Annotated in this window: 22 protein-coding genes; 15 read left to right on the plus strand and 7 right to left on the minus strand. The window is 70.3% G+C overall.

From position 1 onward, the window contains the following. Window positions 1–545 precede the first annotated feature (545 nt). Window positions 546–2,222 carry a diguanylate cyclase gene (locus J5226_RS07410; RefSeq protein WP_215839192.1) on the plus strand — a complete coding sequence of 559 codons (1,677 nt, stop codon included), beginning with the start codon at window positions 546–548 and terminating at the stop codon, window positions 2,220–2,222. Window positions 2,223–2,336: 114 nt separating this feature from the next. Here the strand turns inward: J5226_RS07410 and J5226_RS07415 are convergent, their stop codons facing one another. The 3 genes from J5226_RS07415 to J5226_RS07425 all read right to left on the minus strand — a co-directional run bounded on the left by J5226_RS07415 (window position 2,337) and on the right by J5226_RS07425 (window position 5,195). Then, the gene (locus J5226_RS07415; protein WP_215839193.1) at window positions 2,337–3,821 is read right to left on the minus strand and encodes a PLP-dependent aminotransferase family protein; all 1,485 of its coding nucleotides are present in this window, start codon (window positions 3,819–3,821) and stop codon (window positions 2,337–2,339) included. Between the two features lie 97 nt (window positions 3,822–3,918). Continuing rightward, a complete protein-coding gene (locus J5226_RS07420) occupies window positions 3,919–4,524 on the minus strand; it encodes a hypothetical protein (protein ID WP_215839194.1) in 606 nt (201 codons plus the stop codon). A gap of 431 nt (window positions 4,525–4,955) precedes the next feature. Further along, window positions 4,956–5,195 (minus strand): hypothetical protein, encoded by a 240-nt coding sequence (locus J5226_RS07425; protein WP_215839195.1) that lies wholly within the window; start codon window positions 5,193–5,195, stop codon window positions 4,956–4,958. A 231-nt stretch (window positions 5,196–5,426) separates the two neighbouring features. On the opposite strand from J5226_RS07425, the gene J5226_RS07430 reads away from it, so the two are divergent. Next, window positions 5,427–5,717 carry a hypothetical protein gene (locus tag J5226_RS07430; RefSeq protein WP_215839196.1) on the plus strand — a complete coding sequence of 97 codons (291 nt, stop codon included), beginning with the start codon at window positions 5,427–5,429 and terminating at the stop codon, window positions 5,715–5,717. Between the two features lie 144 nt (window positions 5,718–5,861). Further along, window positions 5,862–6,386 (plus strand): nuclear transport factor 2 family protein, encoded by a 525-nt coding sequence (locus J5226_RS07435; RefSeq protein WP_215839197.1) that lies wholly within the window; start codon window positions 5,862–5,864, stop codon window positions 6,384–6,386. Window positions 6,387–6,551: 165 nt separating this feature from the next. On the opposite strand, the gene J5226_RS07440 is transcribed toward J5226_RS07435, so the two are convergent. After that, window positions 6,552–7,565, minus strand: coding sequence for a 2-dehydro-3-deoxygalactonokinase (locus J5226_RS07440; RefSeq protein ID WP_215839198.1), 1,014 nt, complete (start codon window positions 7,563–7,565; stop codon window positions 6,552–6,554). Window positions 7,566–7,590: 25 nt separating this feature from the next. Then, the gene (locus J5226_RS07445; RefSeq protein ID WP_215839199.1) at window positions 7,591–8,880 is read right to left on the minus strand and encodes an amino acid deaminase; all 1,290 of its coding nucleotides are present in this window, start codon (window positions 8,878–8,880) and stop codon (window positions 7,591–7,593) included. Between the two features lie 402 nt (window positions 8,881–9,282). Between J5226_RS07445 and J5226_RS07450 the strand changes: the two genes are divergently transcribed. Continuing rightward, window positions 9,283–10,638 carry a Gfo/Idh/MocA family oxidoreductase gene (locus tag J5226_RS07450; RefSeq protein ID WP_215839200.1) on the plus strand — a complete coding sequence of 452 codons (1,356 nt, stop codon included), beginning with the start codon at window positions 9,283–9,285 and terminating at the stop codon, window positions 10,636–10,638. A gap of 42 nt (window positions 10,639–10,680) precedes the next feature. On the opposite strand, the gene J5226_RS07455 is transcribed toward J5226_RS07450, so the two are convergent. Beyond that, entirely contained in the window at window positions 10,681–11,889 is a 1,209-nt protein-coding gene (locus J5226_RS07455) for a M23 family metallopeptidase (RefSeq protein WP_215839201.1), read from the minus strand. Between the two features lie 162 nt (window positions 11,890–12,051). Between J5226_RS07455 and J5226_RS07460 the strand changes: the two genes are divergently transcribed. Both J5226_RS07460 and J5226_RS07465 read left to right on the plus strand, forming a co-directional pair. Beyond that, the gene (locus tag J5226_RS07460) at window positions 12,052–13,137 is read left to right on the plus strand and encodes an arginase family protein (RefSeq protein WP_215839202.1); all 1,086 of its coding nucleotides are present in this window, start codon (window positions 12,052–12,054) and stop codon (window positions 13,135–13,137) included. 10 nt (window positions 13,138–13,147) lie between these two features. Beyond that, complete coding sequence (locus tag J5226_RS07465; RefSeq protein WP_215839203.1) at window positions 13,148–13,570, plus strand: RidA family protein; 423 nt, start codon at window positions 13,148–13,150, stop codon at window positions 13,568–13,570. 3 nt (window positions 13,571–13,573) lie between these two features. Here J5226_RS07465 and J5226_RS07470 read toward each other — a convergent pair whose 3' ends face one another. Further along, entirely contained in the window at window positions 13,574–14,329 is a 756-nt protein-coding gene (locus tag J5226_RS07470; protein ID WP_215839204.1) for an AraC family transcriptional regulator, read from the minus strand. A 113-nt stretch (window positions 14,330–14,442) separates the two neighbouring features. On the opposite strand from J5226_RS07470, the gene J5226_RS07475 reads away from it, so the two are divergent. The 9 genes from J5226_RS07475 to J5226_RS07515 all read left to right on the plus strand — a co-directional run bounded on the left by J5226_RS07475 (window position 14,443) and on the right by J5226_RS07515 (window position 25,282). Then, window positions 14,443–15,381 carry a 4-hydroxyproline epimerase gene (locus J5226_RS07475; protein ID WP_215840348.1) on the plus strand — a complete coding sequence of 313 codons (939 nt, stop codon included), beginning with the start codon at window positions 14,443–14,445 and terminating at the stop codon, window positions 15,379–15,381. 14 nt (window positions 15,382–15,395) lie between these two features. Continuing rightward, the gene (locus J5226_RS07480) at window positions 15,396–16,496 is read left to right on the plus strand and encodes an FAD-dependent oxidoreductase (RefSeq protein ID WP_215839206.1); all 1,101 of its coding nucleotides are present in this window, start codon (window positions 15,396–15,398) and stop codon (window positions 16,494–16,496) included. After that, window positions 16,493–16,738, plus strand: coding sequence for a 2Fe-2S iron-sulfur cluster-binding protein (locus tag J5226_RS07485; protein WP_215839208.1), 246 nt, complete (start codon window positions 16,493–16,495; stop codon window positions 16,736–16,738). The genes J5226_RS07480 and J5226_RS07485 overlap by 4 nt, the downstream gene beginning before the upstream one ends. Continuing rightward, window positions 16,731–18,083 (plus strand): FAD/NAD(P)-binding oxidoreductase, encoded by a 1,353-nt coding sequence (locus tag J5226_RS07490; RefSeq protein ID WP_215839209.1) that lies wholly within the window; start codon window positions 16,731–16,733, stop codon window positions 18,081–18,083. Before J5226_RS07485 ends, J5226_RS07490 begins: the two co-directional genes overlap by 8 nt. Continuing rightward, window positions 18,080–18,985: a dihydrodipicolinate synthase family protein gene (locus J5226_RS07495; protein ID WP_215839211.1), complete on the plus strand. Its 906-nt coding sequence runs from the start codon at window positions 18,080–18,082 to the stop codon at window positions 18,983–18,985. The genes J5226_RS07490 and J5226_RS07495 overlap by 4 nt, the downstream gene beginning before the upstream one ends. A 1-nt stretch (window position 18,986) precedes the next feature. Then, complete coding sequence (locus tag J5226_RS07500) at window positions 18,987–20,579, plus strand: aldehyde dehydrogenase family protein (protein WP_215839213.1); 1,593 nt, start codon at window positions 18,987–18,989, stop codon at window positions 20,577–20,579. Continuing rightward, the gene (locus J5226_RS07505; RefSeq protein ID WP_215839215.1) at window positions 20,576–21,781 is read left to right on the plus strand and encodes a Xaa-Pro peptidase family protein; all 1,206 of its coding nucleotides are present in this window, start codon (window positions 20,576–20,578) and stop codon (window positions 21,779–21,781) included. The genes J5226_RS07500 and J5226_RS07505 overlap by 4 nt, the downstream gene beginning before the upstream one ends. Before the next feature lie 228 nt (window positions 21,782–22,009). Further along, on the plus strand, window positions 22,010–23,254 hold the full coding sequence (locus J5226_RS07510) for a hypothetical protein (RefSeq protein WP_215839217.1): 1,245 nt from the start codon (window positions 22,010–22,012) through the stop codon (window positions 23,252–23,254). Window positions 23,255–23,395: 141 nt separating this feature from the next. Further along, window positions 23,396–25,282, plus strand: coding sequence for a DUF885 family protein (locus tag J5226_RS07515; RefSeq protein WP_215839219.1), 1,887 nt, complete (start codon window positions 23,396–23,398; stop codon window positions 25,280–25,282). Window positions 25,283–25,447: the final 165 nt, after the last annotated feature.

Here is a 25,447-nt window from a genome sequence, read left to right on the forward strand (position 1 = left end):
GGACAGGCGGATGACGAAGGCGCCGTGTCGCCGCGCCCGCTCCCGCACCGTCGCGCCGCGCGCCAGCGGCGTTCCGGTCGCGGCCGCGCCGGACGCGCGCGGCGCCGGCGGGCTGCTGGGAGAAGGGCACGGCGCCGACGGCGCCGGTTGCGCGCGCGGCGGCTCCTGCCGGCGTCCTGCGTCCGCGCGCGATGCTGGTGCGAAAGTCGGTAGCGCTTGCGCGGCCGGCATGCGCGCGCGGCGCCGGATGCGCCGCGCGGCCGCGTGCGGGCCGCCCGCGGCGCGGGACGCCGACAGCGGCCCGGCCGAGGGGCGCCAGCATCGCGGCGCGGCTCGCGCAGAAACCGGCAAAAGTTCTCAACTTGACCGTTGCTTACAAATGCGGTGCGCGCGTTGCCGCGAGCGTGAACGGGCGCCGCCGCCGTTCGCGTTCGGAATCGGCGTCGCAGTTCCGCGTTCGTGCCGCCGCCCGCGGTCGCGGCGCCGGCCGGCGAGCCGTATACGGTGGGCTATCCTCCACCTGCTTACGACATACAGCTGAGGAAATGGATCGGTCCTGGCGCCTACTCTGGCAGACCCTGCTGGCCCTGCTGGGTTTGAGCGCGGCGGCGCTGGCGTGCGCGCAGCCGTTCGCGGTCGCGCGGCTGGGGCCGGGCGCCGAACCGAGTCTGGCCCAGGTGCTGTCGGGCCGGCTGGACGCGCGCTTCGCGCCGCAGCAGGGCGAACGCATCGTCTATCCCGACCGCAAACCGCAGTGGCTGCGTCTGGTCGCCACCGCCGACGTCGGCGAGGACCAACTGCCGCAACTGGTGATCGATCAGCCCTACCGCAAGTTCTTCCAGGTCTGGCGCCACCGCGACGTCGATCAGGTGCGGCGCGCGCTGCACGGCCGCGGCAGCGAGTTCCAGCATTCCTCGCGCTTGGTGGTTTATCCGCTGGAAGGCGGGCTGCGCAAGGGCGAGGTGATCTATCTGCGCACCTGGGCGACCGAGTTCACGCCTTCGACCGTGCGCATCGAGCCCTTGGCCGTGGTCCACCGCCAGGACATGAGCCACGTCGCCCTGCGCAGCGTGGTGCTGACCGCGTTGGGCGCCACCGCGATCCTCGCGTTCGGTTTCTGGGTCGGCCTGCGCGAGCGCGGCTACGCCTACCTGAGCCTGACCTTGCTGGTGCAGACGGTGAATCTGGCGGTGGAAGGCGGCGAAATCCGCATGCTGCCGCTGTTCCACGAAGTGCTGCCCAACCGCCGCACCAACGTCGTGCTCAACACCGCGGCGGTGATCGCCAGCGTGCGCTTTCTGATGTTCTACCTGGATCTGCGCGCGACCCAGCCCGGCGTGGCGCGTGTGCTCAACTACTGCAGTTGGCTGCTCGGCGGCTTGCTGGCCGTGTCGGTGATCCAGACCTGGAGCCTGAGCGCCAGCTTCGGCAATCTGGTCCTGCTGGTGCTGATCTTCGCGGTGGTCTACGCCTGCGCGGCGGCGATCGCCAAGCGCCAGAGCGAGGCCTACTTCCTGCTCGGCGCCTGGGCGCCGCTGCTGGCGGTGCTGGTGGTGCTGGTCGGCGCGTTCCAGCATTGGTGGCCGAAGTTCGCCTGGCTGGAATACGCCTACCCCATCGGCCTGGTGTTCGGCGGCCTGGGCCTGCTGCTCGGATTGGCGGCGAAGCTGCAGAAGCTGCGCCAGGACCACGACATCGCCAAGCACCGCGCCACCTACGACCGCCTCACCAGCGTGATGAACCGGCAGGCGATCGAACAAGCGCTGCGCGGCGCGATCCTGGAAGCGCACCGCGACCGCCGCCCGCTGACCGTGGTGTTCTTCGACATCGACCACTTCAAGCGCATCAACGACGAACACGGCCACAGCGCCGGCGACGAAGCCCTGCGCACCGTGGCCGAGCGCACCCGCCAACGCCTGCGCGCGACCGACCTGTGCGGCCGCTACGGCGGCGACGAAATCCTGGTCGGCCTGCCCGGCACCCGCCTGGAACAAGGACTGGTGGTGGCCGAACACCTGCGCCGCGCGGTCGGCGCCAACCCGCCCAGCGCCCACGGCCGCGCGCTCAACCTGAGCCTGAGCATGGGCGTGGCGGAACTGCGTCCGGGCGAGAACTTCGAGCAATTGCTGGAGCGCGCCGACGCGGCTTTGTATGCGAGCAAGGCGGGCGGGCGGGATCGGGTGACGGTGCAGCGGGCTACGGCGGGGGAAGTGGCGATCTGATCGTGAAACGCCTGAGTGCGAATCGACGTGCTTGGCGCTCGGATCGCGGTTGAGCGTGTCCGACGCGCCGAGCGGAGGATGCGCCGAGGAAAAGAATCGCCCCGCTTCCGGCGCTCAAGCGTGAGCGAGTATTCGCCGGATCGCCGCCACGCCCTGTCGAACGCGGTTGTTCTCCGCGAAGCCGAACACCAGCCCGCCTCGTGCGGTACGGCCGTACTTGGATAGCGGATGGACCACCACTCCCTTCTCGCCGCACGCGGCGGCGACGGTACGGTCGCACAATCCGGACGCGGCGTCGGCGAATCGGGCCGCGACATGCATCCCTGCTCGCGCCGGGCCGAAATGCAGCCACGGCGCCAGCGCATGCACTTCTTCCAAGAACGCCGATCGTCGACGGTCGTAGGCCGCGCGCGTCTTGCGCAAGTGCTGGCCCAGGTGGCCCTCGTCGATAAAGGCCGCCAGCACTCCTTGCATCAACAATGCGGTGTGTCCGTCGGCGATGTGCTTGGCGTCCACGAACGCGTCGATGAGCGGTTCGGGCACGATCGCATACGCGATCCGCAACCCGGGAAACAAAATCTTATTGAAGCTGCCGATGTAGATCGCCCGGCCGCGTTCGTCCATTCCTTGCAGCGAAGCGATCGGTCGGCCTTCGTAGCGATAGTCGCCGTCGTAATCGTCCTCGAGCACGTACGCATCGCGCTCGTGCGCCCAATCGAGCAATGCGCGGCGTCGCGGCAGCGAGAGTTCGACGCCCAACGGGTATTGATGCGACGGGGTTACGTAGGCCAAACGCGCATCCGGCGCGGCCGCTAACCCAGCCGCGACATCCAGCCCGTCGTCGTCCACTGGAACATCCACGACCTCCAAGCCTGCGCTGCGCAGGCCATGCCGAACGGGCGGGTAACCGGGCAACTCGCACCACGCGCGATCGCCCGGATCCGCCAACGCCTTCGCAGCCAATTCGACCGCTTGCTGCGTGCTGGTCACCACAATGACTTGCTCCGGCGAACAACGCACCGCGCGCATCGCCGATGCATGCGCGGCGATGGCGCGGCGCAGCGCGGGCAAGCCGTTGCTCGCGCCGTAATGCCAGTAGTCGTCGCCGGGCCGCGACGCTTCGCGTTGCAGCAAGCGGTTCCAGACGTCGCGGGGAAACAGATCGGTCGGCGGCAGCGACGGGGTGAAGGGAACGGACGAGGCCGGTTCGTAATGGCCGGGATAAGCGCGCAACGCTTCGGCGCGGCGCGAGATGCGGCGCGGGGCGGTGTCGGGAACGAGGATGCGGCTGCGTTCGGGCTGCAGCGGTGGTGAATCGCGTTCGGGCAACTGCGCGGCGACGAAGCTGCCGGCGCCGCGGCGGCGGACGATGTAGCCGTCGGCGACGAGTTGGTCCAGCGCCCAGTCGACGGTATTGCGGGCGACGCCGAGGTCGCGGGCGAGAGTGCGGCCGGAGGGCAGGCGGGCGTTGGGGGCCAGCGCGCCGCTGAGGATGGCGGCTCGGATGCGCTCGCTGATGCGCGCGTAGGCGGGCTGGCCGGCGTCGCGGTCCAGGCCGGTGACGTCGACGCTGAATACGGAGCCGGCATGTTTGGCCATGCCGGTAGGGTAGCCCGTTCGCGCGCGGGGCGGGCATGAGGTATGTCACGCGGTGAGCGTCGCGCCCTGGCGGCGCGCGTGGCGCTGTTTCACGCCCTCACGCCTTGACCCGCGTGTGCTCCATCTTCCAATTCGTCTCCCACGCCTTTCCATCCAGCGAAAACGCCTGCTCCCAGCGCGCGTGATCGGCATCGATGCGCGTCCAGCGAAAGCGCACCTTCACCGGCCGGCCTTCGTCGGTGTCGTCGCCGTAGAACTCGCCATGGTCGCCGTCGAAACCGCCGGCGACAGGCGGGAACAACTCCCCGGTGCTGCTATTGATCCAATACAGATACCAGCGCCGTTCCTTGAGGTTGAACACGCGCACCGTCATGCCCTGCCAGCCCTTGGTCGGAAACACGCCTTCGTCGATGTTGACGATGCCGCCCATGCGGCTTTCGCAGCGTAGCGAGGCGGGGAATTCGTCCCAATCCTTGCTGCCGACCCAGCGTTGCTTGAGGCGCAGGTTGCGGAAGGTCCAGTCGCCGACGAAGAAATCGAAGTCGTGGACGCTGCCGGTGGGCAGGACGATATCGGTGCCGGGCAGCGTCTTGTCGGCGACGGCCGCGCCGGCGGAGGCCAGCGGCGCGAGGCTGAGCGCGGCGGTGCCGGCGAGCGCATCGACGAGTAGGCGGCGGCGCGACGGAGAAGCGGGCTTGGGCATGCGGGCGGCTCGCGGGAACGGGCTTCCACGGTGCGCGCGGCGCGGGCGCGGCGACAGGGCCATTTATTGCGCTGGGCCAAGGCCGTTACCGGGATCGGTTGCCGGCGCCGGCGTGGAGCGGTGGCCCGGAACCCTCGTCCGGTTCCGACGCAACGGAGCTGCCGACTGAATCGAACGCGCCCGCGGCGCGATGCCGGGTGCGTTCGAGTCGTGGCGCCGCAACATGAGGGCTGTGGAATCGATCATGGCGCTTGTGAGGTTTCGTAGATCGTTAAAAGCGCTGCTTTTAACAAAAAAATAACATTTCCTTGCAAGCGAGAAGCGGCTTGGGACTCGCTTTATCTGCGATTGCCCGTCGAGCCTCATTCGCCAACGCATCGGCGGCTCGTTCATCGTTGATCGAGGAGACTCCCAGTCGCATCCTCTCCCTTTCATCGCACGGAACGATACTTCGCCAGCGCCATCTGCCGGTGATGCGCCTCGGCGCAGGCAGGGCCGCAATAAAGGCGCGCCGGCTCGGCTTCGGCGAACGGCTCCAGGCACTCTCGATTGAGGCAATGGCCGCGCGCCGCCGGCCGGGCCTGGGTTTCGGCGCGACGTAGTTGCGCTTGCAGCGATTGCGCCAAATTGATGGCCTCGAAGTGCTGGGCTTGATCGATGAGATCGGTCATGAGGACGTTTCCGATGTGCCGCGCGCGAATGCGCGGTCGTTGGACGGCGCGATGCGCGCCGGCCGGAGCGAACACAGGATTCCATCCCCGCGTCGCAGAGGACGAAACTGATCGCCAGCACAACGCGCCGCGTTCGCATCGGCGTAATCCGGGACGCCGTCGCAGGCGGTGCACCGGCGCTCGGCTAGATTGACCGCATCGCTCCACGCCATCAGCCGATGGGAGGCCGCCATGAGCACCCACACCGTTTCCGCCGCGCAGGCCGATCGCGCGATCCAAGCCCTGCACAACGCGACCTGGTTCGCGTTGTGCGAAGGCGATCGCTACACCGCGATGGGCCGCAAGGCGGTGGCCAATTCGTTCTACAACCTGCTGCCGATGTTGGCGGAAATCCGCAAGGCCATCGTCGAAGCGCCGGCGGCGCAGGACGATGCCGCGCCGCAGGCCGCGGTGCGGCTGCATTTGGTGGCGGCGGCCGATGCCGAAGCGCCGGCCGACGACGCGGCGCCCGATCAGGAGTGATCCGCGGCGCCGGCCGCCGCGGCCGTTCGGCGTCGAGGCCGCGCCGCCGCGGGCGACCGTGACGGATGGCCCCATGACCTATGACCCCGGCCGCGCCGCGATGGGCGCGCTAGGCTGCGTCGCCTACGAACACGGAGCGTTTCGATGTCAGCACCAGCAACCCGGACGGCCTGGGCCGTGGCCGTCGCGATCGCGGCGATCTCGTCGGCGGGCGTAGCCAAGGAGCCCTCGGCCGCCGCGCCGCAAGCCCTGCCCGAAGGTCAGGCGCTGACCGACCGGGTCGCCGGCTTGGATACGCAGCTGTTCGATTCGTTCAACCGCTGCGCCGATCCCGAGCAATTCGCCCGTCACGCGGCCTTGTTCGACGAGAACGTCGAGTTCTACCACGACGTCGGCGGCGTCACCTGGACCCGCGAAAAAATGCTGGAGAACACGCGCCGCAACGTCTGCGGCAAGATCCGCCGCGAGCTGGTGCAGGGCAGTTTGCGCGTCTACCCGCTGCCCGGGTTCGGCGCGATGGAGATCGGCGAACACCGATTCTGCGCGCCCGACGGCGGCGCGTGCCAAGGGCGCGGCGAGTTCGTCATGCTGTGGCGGTACGAGGGCGATCAGTGGCGGGTCACGCGCGTGCTCAGTTACGCGCATCGTGCTGAGGCGAAGAACGAGTGAAGAGAAGACAGGAACGGGAGATGCGTTTCTAGTCGTTACTCTTCACTCGTTACTCTCGCGCCAGAACGGCGAGGCGCGATCATTGTTTTTTCCGGGCGACGGTCGAAAGCCGAAGAGTCCGCGCGAGCCGGCCGGCCTCGCGTTCGGGTTCGTGCGGCGTTGCGCTCACGCGTAGCCCGCCGTCTGCGCGATCCGCCACAAGCCGCGGCAGAACGCGGTATCGCCCTCGATGATGTAATGCGGCACGCCGTAGCGGCGCAGCGCGCAGGCGTAGGTCGCGGCCAAGTGCGCGTCGCCGACGATGGCGACCTCGCCGCCGGCCTGCTCGCCGGCGTTCGCGCCCAGGCATTCGTAACCGATCAGCAAGCCCGACAGGAACGCCGGCAATTCCGCGGGCGGCGCGGCGTCGCGCACGTTGCGCGCGCGCACGCCGAACAACTGGTGCAGCCAGTCCGGGCGTTCGCGCGCGGTGTCCAGGCCGAGCTCGAAGCCGCGCTGCGACCACGACCGCGCCGGCAAGCCGCGGCCGAGCAAGCTGCGTTCGAGCAGCAACTCATACAGTTCGCCGGTGGGATAGGTGGAAAACCCGGTCAGCGCGCCGCCGTCCAGCGCGATCCACTTGCTGTGCGCGCCGGGCGCGACCAAGCGCGCGGTTCCCGGCGGCACGCCCAACGCCTGGGTTTCCTCGCCGCGCATCACATCGATGTAGCCGTCGCTGGGCGCGCTGACGCCGGGCACGATTGCGGCGCGGCGGCCGCGGAACGGCAAGGGCTGCAGCATCGACGCCAGCGTGCGCGCATCGGCCGGCAGCCGCGCGTACGGCGTTTCCTGCCAGCCCGCGCGCGCGCCGGCCATGCCGGTCAGCAGAATCGGCGCGCGGCCGTCGTCGAGATCGACGCCGAGCAGCTCGTCCAAGGCGTCGGCGAATTCGCGCGGCGAGGCCAGCGTGGTCAGGCCGCGCGCGCTGTCGCGGGTGGCGAGCACGCCGCCGCGCGCGTCGAAGGCGTGCACGCGCACCTGGGCCGGCCCCCATTCCACGCCGATCAAGGCAACGGCCGGGGCGAGGGCGCGGCGGCCCCTTGCGCTGCCCGCGCCGACGCCCGCATCGCCGAACTCGGATTCGATCGCCGACGGCTCGCCGAACGCGCCGCGGAGCGCCGGAATGAAATGGTCGGACACGGTGCGCGCTCCTGGAGGGACTGCGTCAGAAGAAGGTGTTGATCGCGCCGACGACGCGATAGCCGTCGTCGCTGAGCAACATCAGCGGCCACTTGTCGAAGGTGGTGCAAGGGTGGGAAATGCCGACGGCGACGAGATCGCCGACTTGCAGCGGATGCTCGGGCGGCAGTTCCAGATACGCGTGCTGGTCGTTCATTTTGGCGATGCGCGCCTCGCGCAGCGGCCGCGGCGCGGGCGTGCCGGGACGATGCCATTGCAACGGCCGCGGCAGTTCGATGTCGTAGGACGCGTCGCGCTTGCCCAGCGTCAGCAGCGCCAGACCGGGCTCGGGCCGCGACTGCACCATCGCCCACAGTTCCAGCGCCGGCTGCAGGCCGTGGCGGAATTCGGCGCCGTGGCGGGTGCGCATTTCCTGCTGCAGGCCATGGTAGAGGCCGTGATCGGAGGTCAAATAGCACCCCGAGCGCAGCACCCGGCGCAGCGGGCGCGACAGGCCGTCGAGCGCGGCGAACGCGTCGGCGACGAAGTCGAAGTAGGCCGATCCGCCGGCGCTGATCAGGATCTCGTCGCCATCGAACAGGCCGGCGGCATCGCAACGGCGGGTCAGCGCGACCATTTGCTCGAGCAGCGCCCGCACCCGAACCAGATCGGCGGCGCGGTCGGCGCCGGTCCACAAACCTTCGTAGCCTTCGATGCCGGCCAGCGCCAGCGCCGGCATCGCGGCGATGTCGCGCGCCAGCGCGAACGCCGCGTCGACGCCGCGCGCGCCGGTGCGGCCGCCGTCGAGCCCGAGTTCCAGCAACACCGGCAGGCGCCGCTGCGGCGCCACACGCGTCATGACTTCGTTCAAGCGCGCCGCGCCAGCGACCGAGTCGACCAACACCCAGGCCTGGAACTCGGCGTCTTCATGCAACAGCCCGGCGAGGCTTTCGATATCGGCGTAAGCCACCGGCTGATTGGCCAGCACCACCCGCTTGACCCCGAAGCGATGCGCCACGCGCAACTGCGGAATCGTCGCCAGCGTGATCGCCCACGCGCCCGCGTCGAGTTGGGCCTGGAACAGCTGCGGGCTCATCGTGGTCTTGCCGTGCGGAGCCAACAACGTGCCGGCGCGCTCGGCGAAATCGCGCATCCAGGCCAGATTGTGGTCGAGCGTGGATTGGCGCAGCACCGCGACCGGGTACGACAAACGCCCGTCGAGCACGTTGTAGCCCTGCGCGGCGATTTCGTCCTGCCGCAGCGGCGCGCGCAACGGCAGGCCTTTGACGCCCGGCAGCAAGGTCTGCGTCCGCAGCGCTTGCATGGCTTGGTTCATCGCGATCCTCCGTAGCGTGACTGAGCGAGTCCGCAGGTTATCCAACGGCGCCATCGCCGCCGCGCCGCCGATTGCGCAGGCCGCACGTTCGCGCAGCGCGGACACAGCGAACACGATGCGTGCGACAGACCGAACGACACCTTTCGATTCCTCTTGGCCTACAAACAGAAACTTTCGATTTGCGGCGAGCGTCGGGATATAGCCTAATGAGGCAACGGCGCGGGTTGCACCGCATCCGCCGAAACGCCGCGAATATTTGTAACCTATTTTTACGAAAGAAATGAGTTCGAATATCGAAAGTTTTCCAAGCGAAATCTTTCGCCGCCCGCCCCACTCGTTCCTCGTTCCTCTTCACCAGTTCCTCCACCTCGCGCTCCACCCGCATCCACCGAGGCACTCGCCATGAACCGACGCGACTTCATCGCCCAATCCGCCACCGCGGGCACGCTGCTGGCCGCCAACGCTTTCGCTCCGGCGCTCGCGCGCAAACGCTCCAAGCTGCGCCTGGGCGTGATCGGCACCGGCATGCGCGGGCAAGTGCTGCTCAAGGAATTGGTGCGCCGCGACGATGTCGAGGTGGTGGCGCTGTGCGATATCGAACCGATCATGCTCGGCCGCGCGCTGGCGATGATCGAAAAGGCCGGCAAGTCCAAGCCGGCGACTTACGGCGAGGGCGGCGATGTCGACGCCTACCGCAAGTTGCTGGAGAAGGGCGGCCTCGACGGCGTGGTCATCGCCACGCCGTGGGAATACCACGCGCCGATGGCGATCGCGGCGATGCAGGCGCGGGTGCCGGTGGCCTGCGAAGTCGTCGCCGGCCTGAGCCTGGACGATCATTGGCAGGTGCTGCGCACCCAACTGCAGACCGGCACGCCGTACATGCTGCTGGAGAACGTCTGCTATCGCCGCGACGTGCTCGCGGTGCTCAACATGGTCCGCCAGGGTTTGTTCGGCGAATTGGTCCATCTGCAAGGCGGCTATCAGCACGATCTGCGCGCGGTGAAGTTCAACAACGGCAATCCCGACCAGCCCTATGGCAGCGGCGTGGAGTTCGGACCGAAGGGCTGGTCGGAGGCGCGTTGGCGCACCGAGCATTCGATCAAGCGCGACGCCGATCTGTACCCGAGCCACGGCATCGGGCCGTGCGCGATGGCGGTGAACATCCATCGCGGCAACCGCTTCACTTACTTGAGCGCGTTCTCGAGCAAGCCGCGCGGGCTGCACGACTACATCGTCAAGAAGGGCGGTGCGGACCATCCCAACGCCAAGGTGAAGTTCAAGCTCGGCGATCTGGTGACCACGCAGATCGCCTGCGCCAACGGCGAGACCATCCTGCTGCAGCACGACACCTCGCTGCCGCGTCCGTACTCGCTGGGCTTCCGGGTGCAGGGCACCGACGGGCTGTGGATGGACGTCAACGATTCGATCCACATCGAAGGCAAGAGCAAGCCGCACGAGTGGGACAAGGCCGAGGTCTGGCTGGACCAGTACGACCATCCGCTGTGGAAGCGCCACGGCGCCACAGCCGCGGGCGCCGGCCACGGCGGTATGGATTGGTTCGTCGTCAACGCCTTCGTCGAAGCGCTCAAGGCCGGCGCGCCGATGCCGATCGACATCTACGACGCGGTGGCCTGGAGCGCGATCACGCCGCTGTCGGAGCAGTCCATCGCCGAGCACCGCACCCTGGAATTCCCCGACTTCACCGACGGCAAGTGGAAGGACCGCAAGCCGATTTTCGGGTTCGACGACCGCTACTGATGCGGGACGGGCCGCGCCGCCGTTTCGTCGGCGGCGCGCGCTTCAGCGCGCAGGATCGAAGCCGATCACATCGCCGTCCAGCGGCATTTGCGCTCGCCGGGCCTGCGGCGCGGGCGCGAAGGCGGCGTCCGGCGCCAAGGCTTCGCCGATGCTGCGCCGGCCGATGGCTTGGAAACGCTCGAACACGAACGGCAGGCCTTCGGACTGCTCGAACGTGGCCGCGTTGGACACGTGCAGGTGCAGATGCGGGCCGCCGGTGTTGCCGGACTGGCCGAGGCGGCCGACGACCTGACCGCGACGCACGCGCTCGCCCGGCCGGGCGGCGACGCTGCCGGGTTGCAGATGCGCGTAGTGGACATAGACCCGCGGCGCGATTTCCAGGATCACGTAATTGCCGTAGAGATCGTCGGCGCTGAGCGCGGCCGGCTCGGGCTGCGGCGACAGCGGCGCGCGTTCGGGCTGGCCGTCGCGCGCGGCGCGCACCGTGCCGTCGGCGACCGCCAGCACCGGCGCGCCGTAGCCGACCCAATCGCCGTGCCGGGTCTTGGCCAACTCGCCGGCGCCGGCGCGCACCGCGCGGCCTTGCGCGTCCAGGCCGATCAGGTCGAGCGCGTAGCGCTGCGGAATCGTCGCTTCGCCGTTGGCCGCGACCACGCTGCCCCAATGATGCGATTGCGCGTTCGACGGGCCTTCGTAGGCCATCCAGGCGCCGCCGGCGAGTGGCGGCCCCAGGCTCACCGGCGCGAGGTTCGAGACCGTCAGCGCCGCGCCGTCGATCCAGGTGCGCGCGCCGCGCGCGTCGACGAACTCGATGCGATGGCGCAGCCGCGCCGGCGCGGCCGCGCCGCGCGGCAGATCGAGCCAGACGAACAGCACCGCGCGCTGGCCGGCTTCGATGGGAATGTCTTTGGCGATCGGCTCGCCTTGCGCGGCGGGCGCGGTCAAGCGCTGCAGCGCTTCGCCTTCGAATCGCGCCAGCGGCGCGGTCGCGTCGTCGGCGTAAACCTCCAATCGGGTCAGCCGCAAGGTGCCGGTGGCGCGATAGAAGTTGCTCAGATGCAGTTCGTAAGCCAGATGCGCGCGGCCGTCGGTGGCCGCGACCGCGGCGGGCGCCCACGGGATGCGCGCTTCCACCGGCGCTTGCTGCGCGGGCGGCGGCGCGGCGCAGGCGGCCGCCGACCACAACAGCGCAGCGCAAGCCAGGGCCGGGATCGTGCCCCGGGCGGTACCGCGTGCGGAATCGGCGGGCATCGGATCTACCGGAAGGCGCCGGGCGGGCGCGGATGAGCCGCGATCCTAGCGCAGCGGCGGGGCAGGCGAGCGGCGCGGCCGTTCGTCGGTAACCGTTCAATTCGCGTTGACAGGTTCGGATGCGCCTTCATAACCTGTATAAAACACTTAAAGGGTTTTAAGATGAGCGGCACGACGCGACCCTTCCGACTGGCCGGCGCTTGCGCTTTGTTGGCTCTGAGCGCCTGCGGCGCGGCGTTGGCGGAACCCGCGGACGCCGGCGCGGCAGTCGCCGCGCGCGCTCCGCGCATCGCCGCGCGCGCTCCGCGCATCGCCGCGCTGGATGCGCCGAGCAACCTCGGCCTGCGCCCGCCGCGCCCCGGCCAGGAGCCCGGCGTGCGTCGCCTGCCCGAGGCGCTGCGAGGCGCCGGCCTGTTGACCGCGCTGCATGCTCGCGACGCCGGACGGGTCGCGCCGCCGCCGTATTCGCCGGATCCCGACCGCGCCATCGGTTTCCGCAACGGCGCCGCGCTGCGCGACTACAGCCTGACGCTGGCCGACCGCTTGCGGCCGCTGCTGCGCGACGGCGAATTCGCGCTGGTGCTCGGCGGCGATTGCAGCGTCTTGCTCGGCAGCGGCTTGGCGCTCAAGCAGCGCGGCCGTTACGGGCTGGCGTTCGTCGACGCCCACGACGATTTCTCGTTCGTGCGCGACCGCAAGCGCTACGCCGGCTATCTCACCGCGGCGGGCTTGGATCTGGGCTTGGCCACCGGTCACGGCCCGGCGGCGCTGTCGGATCTGCGCGGGCAATCGCCGTACTTCCGTACCGGCGATGTCGTCCATCTCGGTTTGGTGGTCAGCGACGAGGACAAGCGCGGCTACGAGTTCGAGAGTTTCGAGCGGTCCGGCATCCACAGCATCGACGCCGCCGCGATCCGCCGCGACGGCGCGCGCGCCGCCGGCCGCGCGGCGCGGGCGAGGCTGGAGGCGATGCCGACCGAAGGGTTCTGGATCCACGTCGATGCCGATGTCTTGGCCGAACGGATCATGCCCGCGGTCGATTCGCCCAATCCCGACGGCCTGGAATTCGCCGAGCTGCGCGCGCTGCTCGCGCAGTTGCTGGCGAGCCCGAAGGCGGTGGGCCTGGAGTTGACGATCTTCGACCCGGACCTGGACCCGGACGGCTCGCTGGCGCGCGAGCTGTCCGCCGCGCTCGCCGGCGCCTTCGCCGACAGCGGGCGCTGGCCTTCGCCGCGCGGCAAGCGCTGAGGCCGCGACGATGCGACGGCGCGATTTTCTCGGGACCGGCGCGGCGGCGGTGCTGCTCGTGGCCGGCGGCGCGGTCGACGGCGAGGCGCGCGAAACGGCCGGCGCGGCGCACCGCATCGGCGCGCATTCGCGTCTGCTGTTCGTCAGCGGGCAAGTGCCGACCGATGCGAACGGCGAGGCGCCCGCGCAGTTCTCCGAGCAATGCCGGCTGGCGTGGCGCAATCTGGAAACGCAGTTGAACGCGGCCGACATGCAGCTGCGGCATCTGGTCAAGCTCACCGTGTTCCTCGCCCGAGCCGAGGACCGGCGGCGCGAGCGCGAAGTGCGGCGAGCGATGCTGGGCCGTATCGCGCAGCCGTCGGTCAGCGTGGTGGTGACCGGAATTTACGACGAGGCGTGGCGCATCGAAATCGAGGCGATCGCGCTGGCCTGAGCGCTAACCCACCGCGCTCCAGCGCGCATCGCGATGCAGCGCGCGGTAGTCGCGCGGCGCCATCCCGACCATCGCCTTGAACTGCCGCGCGAACGCGCTTTGATCGGTGAAGCCGCAGGCCAGCCCGACCTCGGCGATGCTGGCCTCGCCGTGCAGTTCGCGCATCGCCGCTTCGATCCGCAGCCGGGTCAGCGTCTGTTGCGGCGTGAGCTGGAACACGCGCTGGAAATGCCGCTCCAACTGAGCCACCGACAAATCCGCCAGCTTCGCCATCGCCGCGATGCGCAGCGGTTCGGCGAAGCGCAACTGCATGTGCTCGAACACCCGGCGCAAGCGTTCGTACGTGGGATCGCGCCCGTCCGGCGCGCCGAGATCGCGCGACAGGCCGACCAGGCCGCGGCGGCCGCCGGGCAAGGTCAGCGGGCGCTTGCCGGTGAGGCACCAGCCGGGGCGGCGGTTCGGATACAGATGCACTTCGAGCTGGTTTTCGATGGTGCCGCCGTCGAGCACGCGCCGGTCCTGCTGGGCGTAGCGCGCGGCCAAGCGGGTCGGAAACACTTCGGCGACGTCGCGGCCGATCACGTCCTCGCGCCGCTTCAGGCCGAGTCTGCGCACCAGGGTCAGATTGGCGTGGGTGTAGCGGCCGGCTTCGTCCTTGACGAAGAACACCACGTCGGCGAGCGCGTCGCACAGGGTCTGCATCAGTTCGGCGTCGATCCGCACCGGATCGAGGGAAGGCGCGGGCAGGGCAGGGGCCATGAGGACGGGGCGCGGCGGGCGGAGGAGGGTGTCGCCGATTATGCCGAATTCCGCATCGAGGTTCGTCAAGCTCATCTAGCCGCTGCGGCCCCCGCGACGCGAGCATGTCCAGCATGCACAGCCTCGACATCATCGACTCGCACACCGGCGGCGAACCCACCCGCGTGGTGGTCGCCGGATTCCCCGATCTCGGCGGCGGCGACCTCGCCGAACAGCGCCGCCGCTTCGCCCAGGACTTCGACCGCTGGCGCAGCGCGGTGGCCTGCGAGCCGCGCGGCTCCGACCCGGTGGTCGGCGCGCTGCTGCTGCCGCCGCGCACGCCCGGCGCCTGCGCCGGCACGATCTTCTTCAACAACGTCGGCTATCTGGGCATGTGCGGGCACGGCACTATCGGTTTGGTGCGCACGCTGCAGTTCCTCGGCCGGATCGGGCCGGGCGATCACCGCATCGACACGCCGGTCGGCACGGTCGGCGCGCGCTTGCACGAAGACGGCCGCGTGTCGATCGCCAACGTCGAAAGCTGGCGCCACGCCGCGCAAGTGCGGCTCGACGTGCCGGGCTACGGCGCGGTGACCGGCGATGTCGCCTGGGGCGGCAACTGGTTCTTCATCGTCAAGGTGGCGCAGCCGATCGCGCTGGAGCGCGTGCGCGAACTCAGCGAGTTCGCCGAGGCGATCCGCAACGCGCTGACCGGCGCGGGCATCACCGGCGCCGACGGCGCCGAGATCGATCACATCGAATTGGAAACCGCTTCGCCCACGCCGGGCGTGGACGGCCGCAACTTCGTGCTGTGTCCCGGATTGGCCTACGACCGCTCGCCCTGCGGCACCGGCACCAGCGCCAAGCTGGCGTGTCTGGCCGCCGACGGCAAGCTCGCGCCGGGCGCGGTGTGGCGGCAGGAGAGCGTGCTCGGCAGCGTGTTCGAGGGAACCTATCGCGCCGGCGAGCGCGGCGTGCATCCGACCATCACCGGCAGCGCCCACATCACCGCGCGCGCGCAGTTGCTGATCGACGACGCCGACCCGTTCGCCTGGGGCATCGGCGCGCGCTGAGCGCGGCCGCGATCATGTCCCGCTACGACCTCATCGTCATCGGCGCCGGCATCGTCGGCGCGGCCTGCGCCGAGCGCGCCGCGCGCGAGGGCTTGCGCGTGGCCGTGGTCGAGCCGGGCCCGGTCGGCGGCGGCGCCACCGCGGCGGCGATGGGGCATCTGGTCGCGATGGACGACGATCCGGCGGAGCTGGCGCTGTCGCGGTTGTCGTTGCAGTTGTGGGAACGCTTCGCCGATCTGCCGCTGGCCGAGTTCAGCCGCTGCGGCACCTTGTGGGTGGCGCGCGAGCCGCGCGAACTCGACGGCGTCGCGGCCAAGGTCGCGCGTCTGGCCGCGGCCGGCGTGGCGGCGCGGCGGATCGAGGCGGCGGAGTTGTACCAACTCGAGCCGAATCTCGCGCCGGGCCTGTGCGGCGGAATGCTGGTGGCGCAGGAGGCGGTGGTGTATCCGCCGCGCGTCGCCCAGCACTTGCTGCAACTGGCGCGCGAACTGAAAACCGAGTGCTATCTGGGCCGCCGCGCGACCGCGCTGACCGCGCAAGGAGCGCGCCTGGACGACGGCAGCGAACTGCGCGGCCCGGTGCTGGTCGCGACCGGCTGCGCGCTGCCGGAACTGCTGCCGCAACTGCCGCTGCGTTCGCGCAAGGGCCATCTGGTCATCACCGAGCGCTATCCCGGCCGCATCCGTCACCAATTGCTCGAGCTGGGCTACGCCGACAGCGCGCACGGCGACGCCGACAGCTCCGTCGCCTTCAATGTGCAGCCGCGCCCGACCGGGCAGATCCTGATCGGCTCCTCGCGCGAGTTCGGCCAGGACGACCGCGGCGTGTCCGCGCCGATGCTGCAGCGCATGCTCGAACGCGCGTTCGCGTTCGTGCCGATGCTGCGCGAACTGCAAGCGCTGCGGGTGTGGACGGGCTTTCGTCCGTGCACGCCGGACGGGCGGCCGTACATCGGCGCGCTGGAATCGCGCCCGCACACCTGGGTCGCGGCCGGCCACGAAGGCCTGGGCGTGACCACCGCCTTGGGCACCGCGCAACTGCTGATCGAACAACTGCTCGGCCGCGCGCCGGTCATCGACCCGGCGCCGTACGCGCCGTCGCGGGCGCTGCGATGAGCGCGCCGGTCCGCATCGCCGTCAACGGCCTCGCGGTCGAAGTGCCGGCCGGCGCCAGCGTCGCCGCCGCGGTGGCCTTGGCCGCGCCGCATTTCCGCCGTTCGCGCGGCGGCCAGCCGCGCGCGCCGCTGTGCGGCATGGGCGTGTGCTTCGAATGCCGGGTGCGCATCGACGGCGTCGAGCATCAGCGCGCCTGTCTGGTGCCGGCGCGCGAAGGCATGCAGGTGGCCTGCGATGACTGAGCGCTGCGATGTGTTGGTGGTGGGCGCGGGCCCGGCCGGTCTCGCGGCCGCGCGCGCGGCCGCGTCGCACGGCGCCGATGTCGCGCTGATCGACATGCAGGCCAGCGCCGGCGGCCAAGTGTGGCGGCGCGACGTGCGCCGGCCGTGGCCGGATCCGGCGCGCGACCGCCTCGACGAATTGCTCGACGGCGACCGCGTGCGCTGGATCGGTCAGGCGCAAGTGGTCGCGGCCAAGCCGGGGCGGGCGCTGATCGAACAGGCCGGCATCGCCTACGAACTGGACTACGGCGCGCTGGTGTTGGCGACCGGCGCGCGCGAATTGCTGTTGCCGTTTCCGGGTTGGACCTTGCCCGGCGTCACCGGCGCGGGCGGTCTGCAGGCGCTGGTCAAGCAAGGCTGGCCGATCGCCGGCAAGCGCGTGTTGATCGCCGGCAGCGGGCCGTTGCTGTTGGCCGCGGCCGACACCGCGCGGCGCCACGGCGCGCGCGTGGTCGCGATCTGCGAACAAGCGCCGGCCGCGCAACTGCGCGGGTTCGCCGCGCGCTTGTGGCGCTGGCCGGGCAAGCTGGCTCAGGCCGCGGCGCTGCGCGCGCGACTGATCGGCGTGCCGTATCGCGCCGATGCCTGGGTCGCGGCCGCGCACGGCGACGGTCGCGTGGCCGAAGTCGAAGTCCATGGCGCGCGCGGAATCGAGCGCATCGCCGTGGATCACCTCGCCGTCGGCTACGGCCTGGTGCCGAATCTCGAACTCGCCCAACAGCTGGGTTGCGAACTGCAACCGCACGGCGCTCATGCCAGCGTGCGCGTCGACGCGGACCTGCGCACCAGCGTCGCCGGCGTGTACGCCGCCGGCGAAGCCTGCGGCATCGGCGGACGCGACTGCGCCCTGGTCGAAGGCGCGATGGCCGGTCACGCCGCCGCCGGCGCGCCCGAGGCCGCGCACGCCTTGCAGCCGCAACGCCGGCGCGCGCGCGAGTTCGCCGCGCTGCTGCCCGACTACTTCGCCCTGCGCCCGCAGATCGCCGCCGCCGCGACCGCCGACAGCGTGGTCTGCCGCTGCGAGGACGTGCGCCTGGGCGAACTCGACGCGCACGCCGACTGGCGCGCGGCCAAGCTCGCCACGCGCTGCGGCATGGGCAGCTGCCAAGGCCGCATCTGCGGCGCGGCGCTGGCGCAGTTGCGCGGCGCGGCGTTCGCGCCGTCCGCCGCCGCGGGCGCGCGCCCGCCGGTGTTTCCCGTGCGGCTGGCGGCGTTGGCCGCGCCGGCCGCGCCGCCACACGAACCGCCGCCCGCGGCGGGGTTCGATCCGATCACGCACTCAGCCCCACAAGGAACCGTTCCATGAGCACTGCTTCCATCTGGCGCGGCGTCATTCCCGCCATCACCACGCCCTTCCACGCCGACGGCTCGATCGACCACGAGTTCCTCGCTAGCCACGCGCAACAGCTCATCGACGCCGGCTGCACCGGCATCGTCCCGCTGGGCTCGCTCGGCGAAGCGGCGACGCTGAGCTTCGAGGACAAGCTGGCGATCCTGCGCACGCTGACCGCCGCGCTCAAGGGCCGCGCGCCGGTGATCCCGGGCATCGCCGCGCTGTCCACCGCCGAGGCCGTGCGTTTGGCCCAGGAAGCCGAGAAGATCGGTTGCGCCGGCCTGATGGTGCTGCCGCCGTACGTCTATTCCACCGACTGGCGCGAAATGAAGGCGCACGTGGCGGCGGTGATCGGCGCGACGAAGCTGCCGTGCATGATCTACAACAACCCGGTCGCGTATAAGACCGACTTCTCGCCCGAGCAGATCGCCGAACTCGCCGGCGAATTCGCCAACGTGCAGGCGGTGAAGGAATCCTCGGCCGACGTGCGCCGCTTCGCCGCGCTGCGCTCGCTGCTCGGCGACCGCCTGGAACTGCTGGTCGGCATGGACGACGCCATCGTCGAAGGCGTGGCGATGGGCGCGACCGGTTGGATCGCGGGTCTGGTCAACGCCTATCCGAAGGAATCGGTGCGTTTGTTCGAGCTCGCCCAGAGCGGCGGCGCGCCCGCCGCGGCCGCGCTGTACGCGTGGTTCCTGCCGCTGCTGCGCCTGGACACCGTGCCCAAGTTCGTACAGCTCATCAAGCTGGTGCAGGCGCAGGTCGGCCTGGGCGCCGAGCACGTGCGCGCGCCGCGTCTGGTGGTGACCGGCGCCGAGCGCGAGGCCGCGCTGGCGGTGATCGAACGCGCCCAGGCGCAGCGCCCGGAGCTTTGAGATGAGCGCGCGCGAACCGGTATTGATCGGCGGCCGCTGGCAGCCTTCGCTGGACGCGGCCGGCGAGTTCCGCGCCTTCGATCCGACCCGCGCGGTCGAAGTCGGCGCGGCGTTCCCGGTCTCCGGCGCGCACGACGCGCGCGCCGCGCTTGCTTCGGCCTGCGCGGCGGCCGACGAGTTGGCCGCCTGCGCGCCCGCGCGCATCGCGGCCTTTCTCGAAGCGTACGCCGCGGCGATCGAAGCCGACGCCGATGCGCTGGTCGAACTGGCGCATCTGGAAACCGCGCTGGCGGCCAAGCCGCGGCTGGCCGAGGTGGAACTGCCGCGCACCACTGGCCAGTTGCGTCAGGCCGCGCGCGCGGCGCGCGAGCGCAGCTGGACCCAGCCGATCATCGACACCGCCGCCGGTTTGCGCTCGCACCTGGCGCCGCTGCGCAAGCCGGTGCTGATTTTCGGGCCGAACAATTTCCCGTTCGCGTTCAATGCGGTGGCCGGCAGCGATTTCGCTTCCGCCATCGCCGCGCGCAATCCGGTCATCGCCAAGGTCCATCCCTCGCATCCGGGCACCAGCCAGCGCTTGGCGCAGCTCGCGCACCGCGCCTTGCTGGATGCGGGCTTGCCGGCGCAATCGCTGCAAGTGCTGTATCACCTCGATCCGGCGCTGGGCCTGGAGCTGGCCGGCGATGCGCGCTTGGGCGCGCTGGCGTTCACCGGCAGCCGCCGCGCCGGCCTCGCGCTCAAGGCCGCGGCCGATGCCGCCGGCGTGCCGGCGTATCTGGAACTGTCGAGCATCAACCCGGTGTTCCTGCTCGACGGCGCGTTGCGCGAGCGCGGCGAGGCGCTGGCGCAGGAGTTCTTCGCCTCGTGCACGCTCGGCGTCGGCCAGTTCTGCACCAACCCCGGCGTGGTGGTGGTGCCGCGCGGCGAGGCCGGCGACCGTTTCGTCGCCGCCGCGGCCGAGCGCTTCGCCGCGGCGCCGGCGGGCACGATGTTCTCGCGCGGCGTGCTCGATCATCTGCATGCGGGCGTGAGCGGGTGGCGCGAAGCCGGCGCGAGTCTGGTCGCCGGCGGCGAGGCCGCCGACGGCGAGGGTTATCGCGTGCGTCCTGCGTTGTTGAGCAGCGACGCGGCCGCGTTCGTCGCCGACCGCCGCCTGCAAGGCGAAGCCTTCGGCCCGGCCAGCCTGATCGTGCGCGTGGACGGCATCGACGAGGCGCTGCGAGTGGCCGCGGCGCTGGAAGGCAATCTCACCGGCACCATCTACGGCGGCGACAGCGTCGAGGACGACGAAGACTGGCGCCGCCTCGCCGGCGCGCTGCGTCCGCGCGTGGGGCGCTTGATCGACGGCCGCATGCCGACCGGCGTCGCGGTCAGCGCGGCGATGAATCACGGCGGGCCGTATCCGAGCACCGGCCATCCGGGCTTCACCGCGGTCGGCATGCCGACCGCGATCCGCCGCTTCGCCGCGCTGCATTGCTACGATCACGTCCGCGCCGACGCGCTGCCGGAAGAATTGCGCGACCGCAATCCCGGCGGGCTGTCGCGCTGGATCGACGGACGTTGGACCTTGGACGATATCGGAGCGAATGCATGAGCGGGCAGATCGGCGGTTTGACCCTGGAACAAGCGCGCGCGCAGCTGGCGCCGTGGGCGCAACGCGCGCCCGCGATCGGCGCGCAGGAACACGAACAACGCATCGAGCGCGCCCGCGCGCTGATGCGCGAAGGCGGCTTCGACGCCTTGCTCATCAGCGCGGGCGCGTCGCTGCGCTACTTCGCCGGGGTGCCGTGGACGGCCAACGAGCGCCTGGTGGCGATGCTGCTGACCCTGGACGGCGATCCGCTGCTGATCAGCCCGGGCTTCGAGTCCGGTTCGCTGTCGCACGTGCTCAAGATCCCGGCCCAGCCGCGTTTTTGGGAAGAGCACGAGAACCCGTACGAACTCGTCGCCGAGGCGGTTCGCGAACGCGGCGTGCGTCGTTTGGCGCTGGACCCGGGCGCGGCGTTCGCGATCTACACCGGCCTACGCGCCGCCGCGCCGCAGCTGGAGCTCGGCGACGCCGCGGCCATCGTCGACGGCTGTCGCGCGCGCAAGTCGCCGGCGGAGCTGGCGTTGATGTATCAGGCCATGGCGATGACCTTGCACACCCACCGTCTGGCCGCCGGTCTGGCCAACGAGGGCGTGACCACCACCGCGCTGCGCCGCTTCATCGACGAGGCCCACCGCGGGCTCGGCGCCGACAACGGCTCGACGTTCTGCATCGTCCAGTTCGGCCACGCCACCGCCTACCCGCACGGCATTCCGGGCGAGCAGACGCTGCGCGAGGGCGAACTGGTGTTGATCGACACCGGCTGCGCGGTGCAGGGCTACAACTCCGACATCACCCGCACCTACATCTGCGGCCGCGCCGACGACGATCAACGGCGCATCTGGGATCTGGAACGCGCCGCGCAGCAGGCCGCGTTCGACGCCGTGCGTCCGGGCGCCAGCGGCGAAGCGGTGGATTCGGCGGCGCGTGCGGTGCTCGAACGCGGTGGGCTCGGCCCGGATTACCGCTTGCCGGGGTTGCCGCACCGCACCGGCCACGGCTGCGGGATCAGCGTGCACGAAGCGCCGTATCTGGTGCGCGGCAACCACGTGGGATTGGATATCGGCAACTGCTGCTCGAACGAGCCGATGATCGTAGTGCCGGAGCGGTTCGGGGTGCGCTTGGAGGATCACTTCCACGTGACCGAGGACGGGGCGCGGTGGTTTACCGAGCCGTCGGTGGCGATCGACCGACCGTTCGCGGATTGAGCTTCGCTGGGGAGCGGCGGCGCCGGCGATAGCGGGTTCGCGGTCGCGGCTTACGCCGTTCCTACAGGGGCCATGGGCGGATCTGTGCATCTGCGTGGACGATCAAGGTTTGGGTGTCGCCGTGGGTAAGGCGGCACTGGCGGGCGGCGCGGGGTTCGCGCTTCGCTGACGGCGCCGCCGCGATCCGCGCGGCGCGCAGTCCCGAACACGCCGTCCAAGGAGGTTCGCATGTTCCGCGCCGTCCCCACCCTGTCTTTCTCCGCGCGGTTGCGCGTCGCCGCCGCGTTGTTGCTGGCGCTGTTGGCCGCGGCGCCCGCGCTGGCCGCGCCGCCCAAGCGTTTCGATCTTCCGCCGACGACCGGGCCGTATCGGGTCGGCACCGTCACCCTGCATCTGGTGGACCGTTCGCGCACCGACGGTTTCGTCGGCGGCCCGCGCGAGTACATGGTCACGCTGAGCTATCCGATCGCGGCGAACGCGCACGGCCCGCGCGCGCCATGGCTGGAGCCCGCGCTGGTGCCCGAGTGGAGCGCGACCGCGCAAGGCTACGGCTTCGCGCCCGGCGCGGTGGATTGGGCCGGCGCGCGCCGGCCGGCGATCCGCAACGCGGCGCTGCTGCGCCATCCGCGCGGCTGGCCGGTGGTGCTGTTCTCGCCGGGCCTGCAGTATTTCCGCGAACTCTACAGTTCGCTGACCGACGATCTGGCCAGCCATGGCTACGTCGTCGCGTCGATGACCCACACCCACGAAGCGTTCTACGCCGCGTTCCCCGGCGGCCGCGTGGTGCGCGGGCAGAACCTTGAAGAGACGGTCGAATCGACCCAAATGTGGCTGGACACCCGGGTCGGCGATGCGCGCCATCTGCTCGACGCGCTGGCGCTGGCCAACCGCGGCTTCTATCCGGGCGCGGAACCCGGACGCCTGCCGCCGGGCTGGCGCGGCGGCCTGGACCTGTCGCGGGTCGGTTTCCTCGGCCATTCCTACGGCGGCACTACCGCGGCGGAGACGATGTTCTTCGACCGCCGCGTCGACGCCGGCCTGGATTTCGACGGCCGCCTGTCGACCACCTACGGCCCGCCGCAGGACCTGCCGTACGGCCCGATCCGGGCCACGCGCTTCGGCCTGGATCGTCCGTTCTTGCTGATCGGCGCGGAAGGCCATACGCATCTGAACCCGGACGACCCGTCGTGGCCGCAGTTCTGGAGCAACCAGCGCGGCTGGAAGCGCGATGTCCACGCGCCGCTGGCGGTGCATTTCACCTTCAGCGATTTCCCCGCGATCCTGCCGCCGCTCGGCGACGCGGTGCCGCCGGGTTTCGCCGCCGGCGCTTACGGCACGCTGCCGGCGGCCGAGGCCGTGGCCGGCACCCGCGCCCACGCGCGGGCGTTCTTCGATCTGCACCTGAAGGGGCGGCCGACGCGCCTGTTCGAGACGGGCAGCGCGGCGTATCCGAATTTCCAGCCGGTTCCTTGAAGCGACAAGCGAGCGCAGAGGAGCGAGGAGCGAGCTTTTCTCGCTCCTCGCTTGCGCGCGCTCGTTCCTAGCCCAAACGGCATATCCGCCACCCCCGCGATTCCCGCATCATGGGCGAGCCCGTCACCGCAGAGTCCCGCGATGCTTCCGATCCGTTCCGTCTCCGCGCGCGCGCCGCTGGCCGCGCTGTCCGTCGCCGTGTTGCTGGCCCTGGGCGCGACGCCCGCAGGGGCCGCCGTAGCCGCCGCCGACCAACCCGCCAAGAGCGAAGCCGCGAAGAGCGACCAGAAGGGCGAGGAGAACAGCGCCGCGGCGCGCTTCAAGGCGCTGTACACGCGCGAATGGAAATGGCGGCAGGCGCAGTTCGCCGGCGGCGACGACGAGGACGGCCCGCAGGGCCAGCCGGCGTCGCGCCTGCCCAAGGTCGACGCGGCGACGCAAACCATGCGCGAGCGCTATTGGGAGCAGGTGCTCAAGGAACTCGACGCGATCGATCCCAAGCAGCTCAGCGGCGAGGATCCGGTCAACGCCGAGGTGTTCCGCCAGCAGATCCAAAGCCAGCTCGCCAACCAGCGCGTGCGCCAGTACGAGATGCCGTTCAACAGCGACAGCGCGTTCTGGACCAATCTGGGCTTCACCGCGCGCCGTTCGATCCGCGATGTCGAGGGCTACGAGCGCTACCTCGGCCAGTTGCGCGATATTCCGCGCTACTTCGACGAGCAGATCGTCAACATGCGCGCCGGGCTCAAGCGCGGTTTCAGCGTGCCGCGGGTGACGTTGACCGGGCGCGACGTGTCGATCAAGGAAGTCGTCGACGCCAAACTCGAAGACAATCTGCTGTACACGCCGTTCAAGAAGATGCCGGCGAACATCCCCGCCGCCGAGCAGGCGCGCCTGCGCGCCGAGGCGGCCAAGGCGATGGACGAGTCGGTGCTGCCGGCCTACCGCAAGCTGCTCAAGTTCATGCAGGACGAGTACATGCGGCAGGCGCGCACCACCTTGGCCGCGGAGAAGATGCCCGGCGGCGAGGACTACTACCGCGCCAAGATCCGCGAGTTCACCACGCTGGATTTGACGCCGCAGCAGATCCACGAGATCGGCCAGCAGGAAGTGGCGAAGATCCGCGCGCAGATGGAGCAGACCATCGTCAAGACCGGGTTCAAGGGCACGTTCCCGGAATTCCTGCATTACCTGCGCACCGATCCCAAGTTCTATCCCAAGAGCGGCGAAGAGCTGCTGATGCGCGCCTCGTGGCTGGCCAAGCGCGTGGACGGCGAGATCGGCAATTACATCGGCCTGCTGCCGCGCCAGCGTTTCGCGATCAAGCCGGTGCCGCCGGATCTGGCGCCGTTCTACACCGCCGGCCGCGGCGGCCGCGATGTGTATCTGGTCAATACCTACGATCTGCCGTCGCGTCCGCTGTTCAATCTGCCGGCGCTGACCCTGCACGAATCCGCACCGGGCCATTCGCTGCAGATGTCGCTGGCGGCCGAGCACGAAGGCCTGCCGGATTTCCGCCGCTACACCTATATTTCCGCGTACGGCGAAGGTTGGGCGCTGTACACCGAGACGCTCGGCATCGAGATGGGGATGTACGACACCCCGTACGATTACTTCGGTTACCTGACCTATCAGATGTGGCGCGCGAGCCGCTTGGTGGTGGATACCGGCGTGCACCATCTGGGCTGGACCCGCGAGCAAGCGCTGGCGTTCCTGCGCGACAACACCGCGCTGAGCGAGCACGAGATCGAGACCGAGGTCGACCGTTACATCGGCTGGCCGGGTCAGGCGCTGTCGTATTACCTGGGCCAGATGAGCATCGTGCGCGCGCGCGCCAAGGCCGAGCAGGCCTTGGGCGAGGACTTCGACATCCGCGCGTTCCACGACGCGGTGCTGGCGCTGGGTTCGGTCCCGCTGCCGGTATTGGAGCGGCGCGTCGACCGGTTCATCGAGGAGAGCCGGGTCAAGGCGGCCGAGAAGAAGGCCAAGGCGGCTGCTAAGAAGGCCGCGGGCAAGACGGAAGAGTGAGTCGGTTGCGGTGTCGGCATCGCATTGCGCGAGCGCGATGCAATGCCGGCGCCGATTCGTTCGTTTTCCTGTTCCCGCACATCGTCCCGCTGTCATTCCCGCGAAGGCGGGAATCCAGAGGCTTCAGAGTCATGTCGCGGTGAAGCCCTGGATTCCCGCCTTCGC

It is taken from the genome of Lysobacter sp. K5869 (assembly GCF_018847975.1).
GTDB lineage: Bacteria > Pseudomonadota > Gammaproteobacteria > Xanthomonadales > Xanthomonadaceae > Lysobacter.

Bases quoted from the DNA above. Each gene is read 5' to 3' on its own strand.
- J5226_RS07420 (WP_215839194.1), bottom strand. From the start codon at position 4,524: ATGCCCAAGCCCGCTTCTCCGTCGCGCCGCCGCCTACTCGTCGATGCG.
- J5226_RS07490 (WP_215839209.1), top strand. From the start codon at position 16,731: ATGACTGAGCGCTGCGATGTGTTGGTGGTGGGCGCGGGCCCGGCCGGT.
- J5226_RS07505 (WP_215839215.1), top strand. From the start codon at position 20,576: ATGAGCGGGCAGATCGGCGGTTTGACCCTGGAACAAGCGCGCGCGCAG.
- J5226_RS07465 (WP_215839203.1), top strand. From the start codon at position 13,148: ATGCGACGGCGCGATTTTCTCGGGACCGGCGCGGCGGCGGTGCTGCTC.
- J5226_RS07435 (WP_215839197.1), top strand. From the start codon at position 5,862: ATGTCAGCACCAGCAACCCGGACGGCCTGGGCCGTGGCCGTCGCGATC.
- J5226_RS07425 (WP_215839195.1), bottom strand. From the start codon at position 5,195: ATGACCGATCTCATCGATCAAGCCCAGCACTTCGAGGCCATCAATTTG.
- J5226_RS07460 (WP_215839202.1), top strand. From the start codon at position 12,052: ATGAGCGGCACGACGCGACCCTTCCGACTGGCCGGCGCTTGCGCTTTG.
- J5226_RS07450 (WP_215839200.1), top strand. From the start codon at position 9,283: ATGAACCGACGCGACTTCATCGCCCAATCCGCCACCGCGGGCACGCTG.
- J5226_RS07475 (WP_215840348.1), top strand. From the start codon at position 14,443: ATGCACAGCCTCGACATCATCGACTCGCACACCGGCGGCGAACCCACC.
- J5226_RS07445 (WP_215839199.1), bottom strand. From the start codon at position 8,880: ATGAACCAAGCCATGCAAGCGCTGCGGACGCAGACCTTGCTGCCGGGC.
- J5226_RS07455 (WP_215839201.1), bottom strand. From the start codon at position 11,889: ATGCCCGCCGATTCCGCACGCGGTACCGCCCGGGGCACGATCCCGGCC.
- J5226_RS07510 (WP_215839217.1), top strand. From the start codon at position 22,010: ATGTTCCGCGCCGTCCCCACCCTGTCTTTCTCCGCGCGGTTGCGCGTC.
- J5226_RS07410 (WP_215839192.1), top strand. From the start codon at position 546: ATGGATCGGTCCTGGCGCCTACTCTGGCAGACCCTGCTGGCCCTGCTG.
- J5226_RS07470 (WP_215839204.1), bottom strand. From the start codon at position 14,329: ATGGCCCCTGCCCTGCCCGCGCCTTCCCTCGATCCGGTGCGGATCGAC.
- J5226_RS07480 (WP_215839206.1), top strand. From the start codon at position 15,396: ATGTCCCGCTACGACCTCATCGTCATCGGCGCCGGCATCGTCGGCGCG.
- J5226_RS07485 (WP_215839208.1), top strand. From the start codon at position 16,493: ATGAGCGCGCCGGTCCGCATCGCCGTCAACGGCCTCGCGGTCGAAGTG.
- J5226_RS07415 (WP_215839193.1), bottom strand. From the start codon at position 3,821: ATGGCCAAACATGCCGGCTCCGTATTCAGCGTCGACGTCACCGGCCTG.
- J5226_RS07430 (WP_215839196.1), top strand. From the start codon at position 5,427: ATGAGCACCCACACCGTTTCCGCCGCGCAGGCCGATCGCGCGATCCAA.
- J5226_RS07495 (WP_215839211.1), top strand. From the start codon at position 18,080: ATGAGCACTGCTTCCATCTGGCGCGGCGTCATTCCCGCCATCACCACG.
- J5226_RS07500 (WP_215839213.1), top strand. From the start codon at position 18,987: ATGAGCGCGCGCGAACCGGTATTGATCGGCGGCCGCTGGCAGCCTTCG.
- J5226_RS07515 (WP_215839219.1), top strand. From the start codon at position 23,396: ATGCTTCCGATCCGTTCCGTCTCCGCGCGCGCGCCGCTGGCCGCGCTG.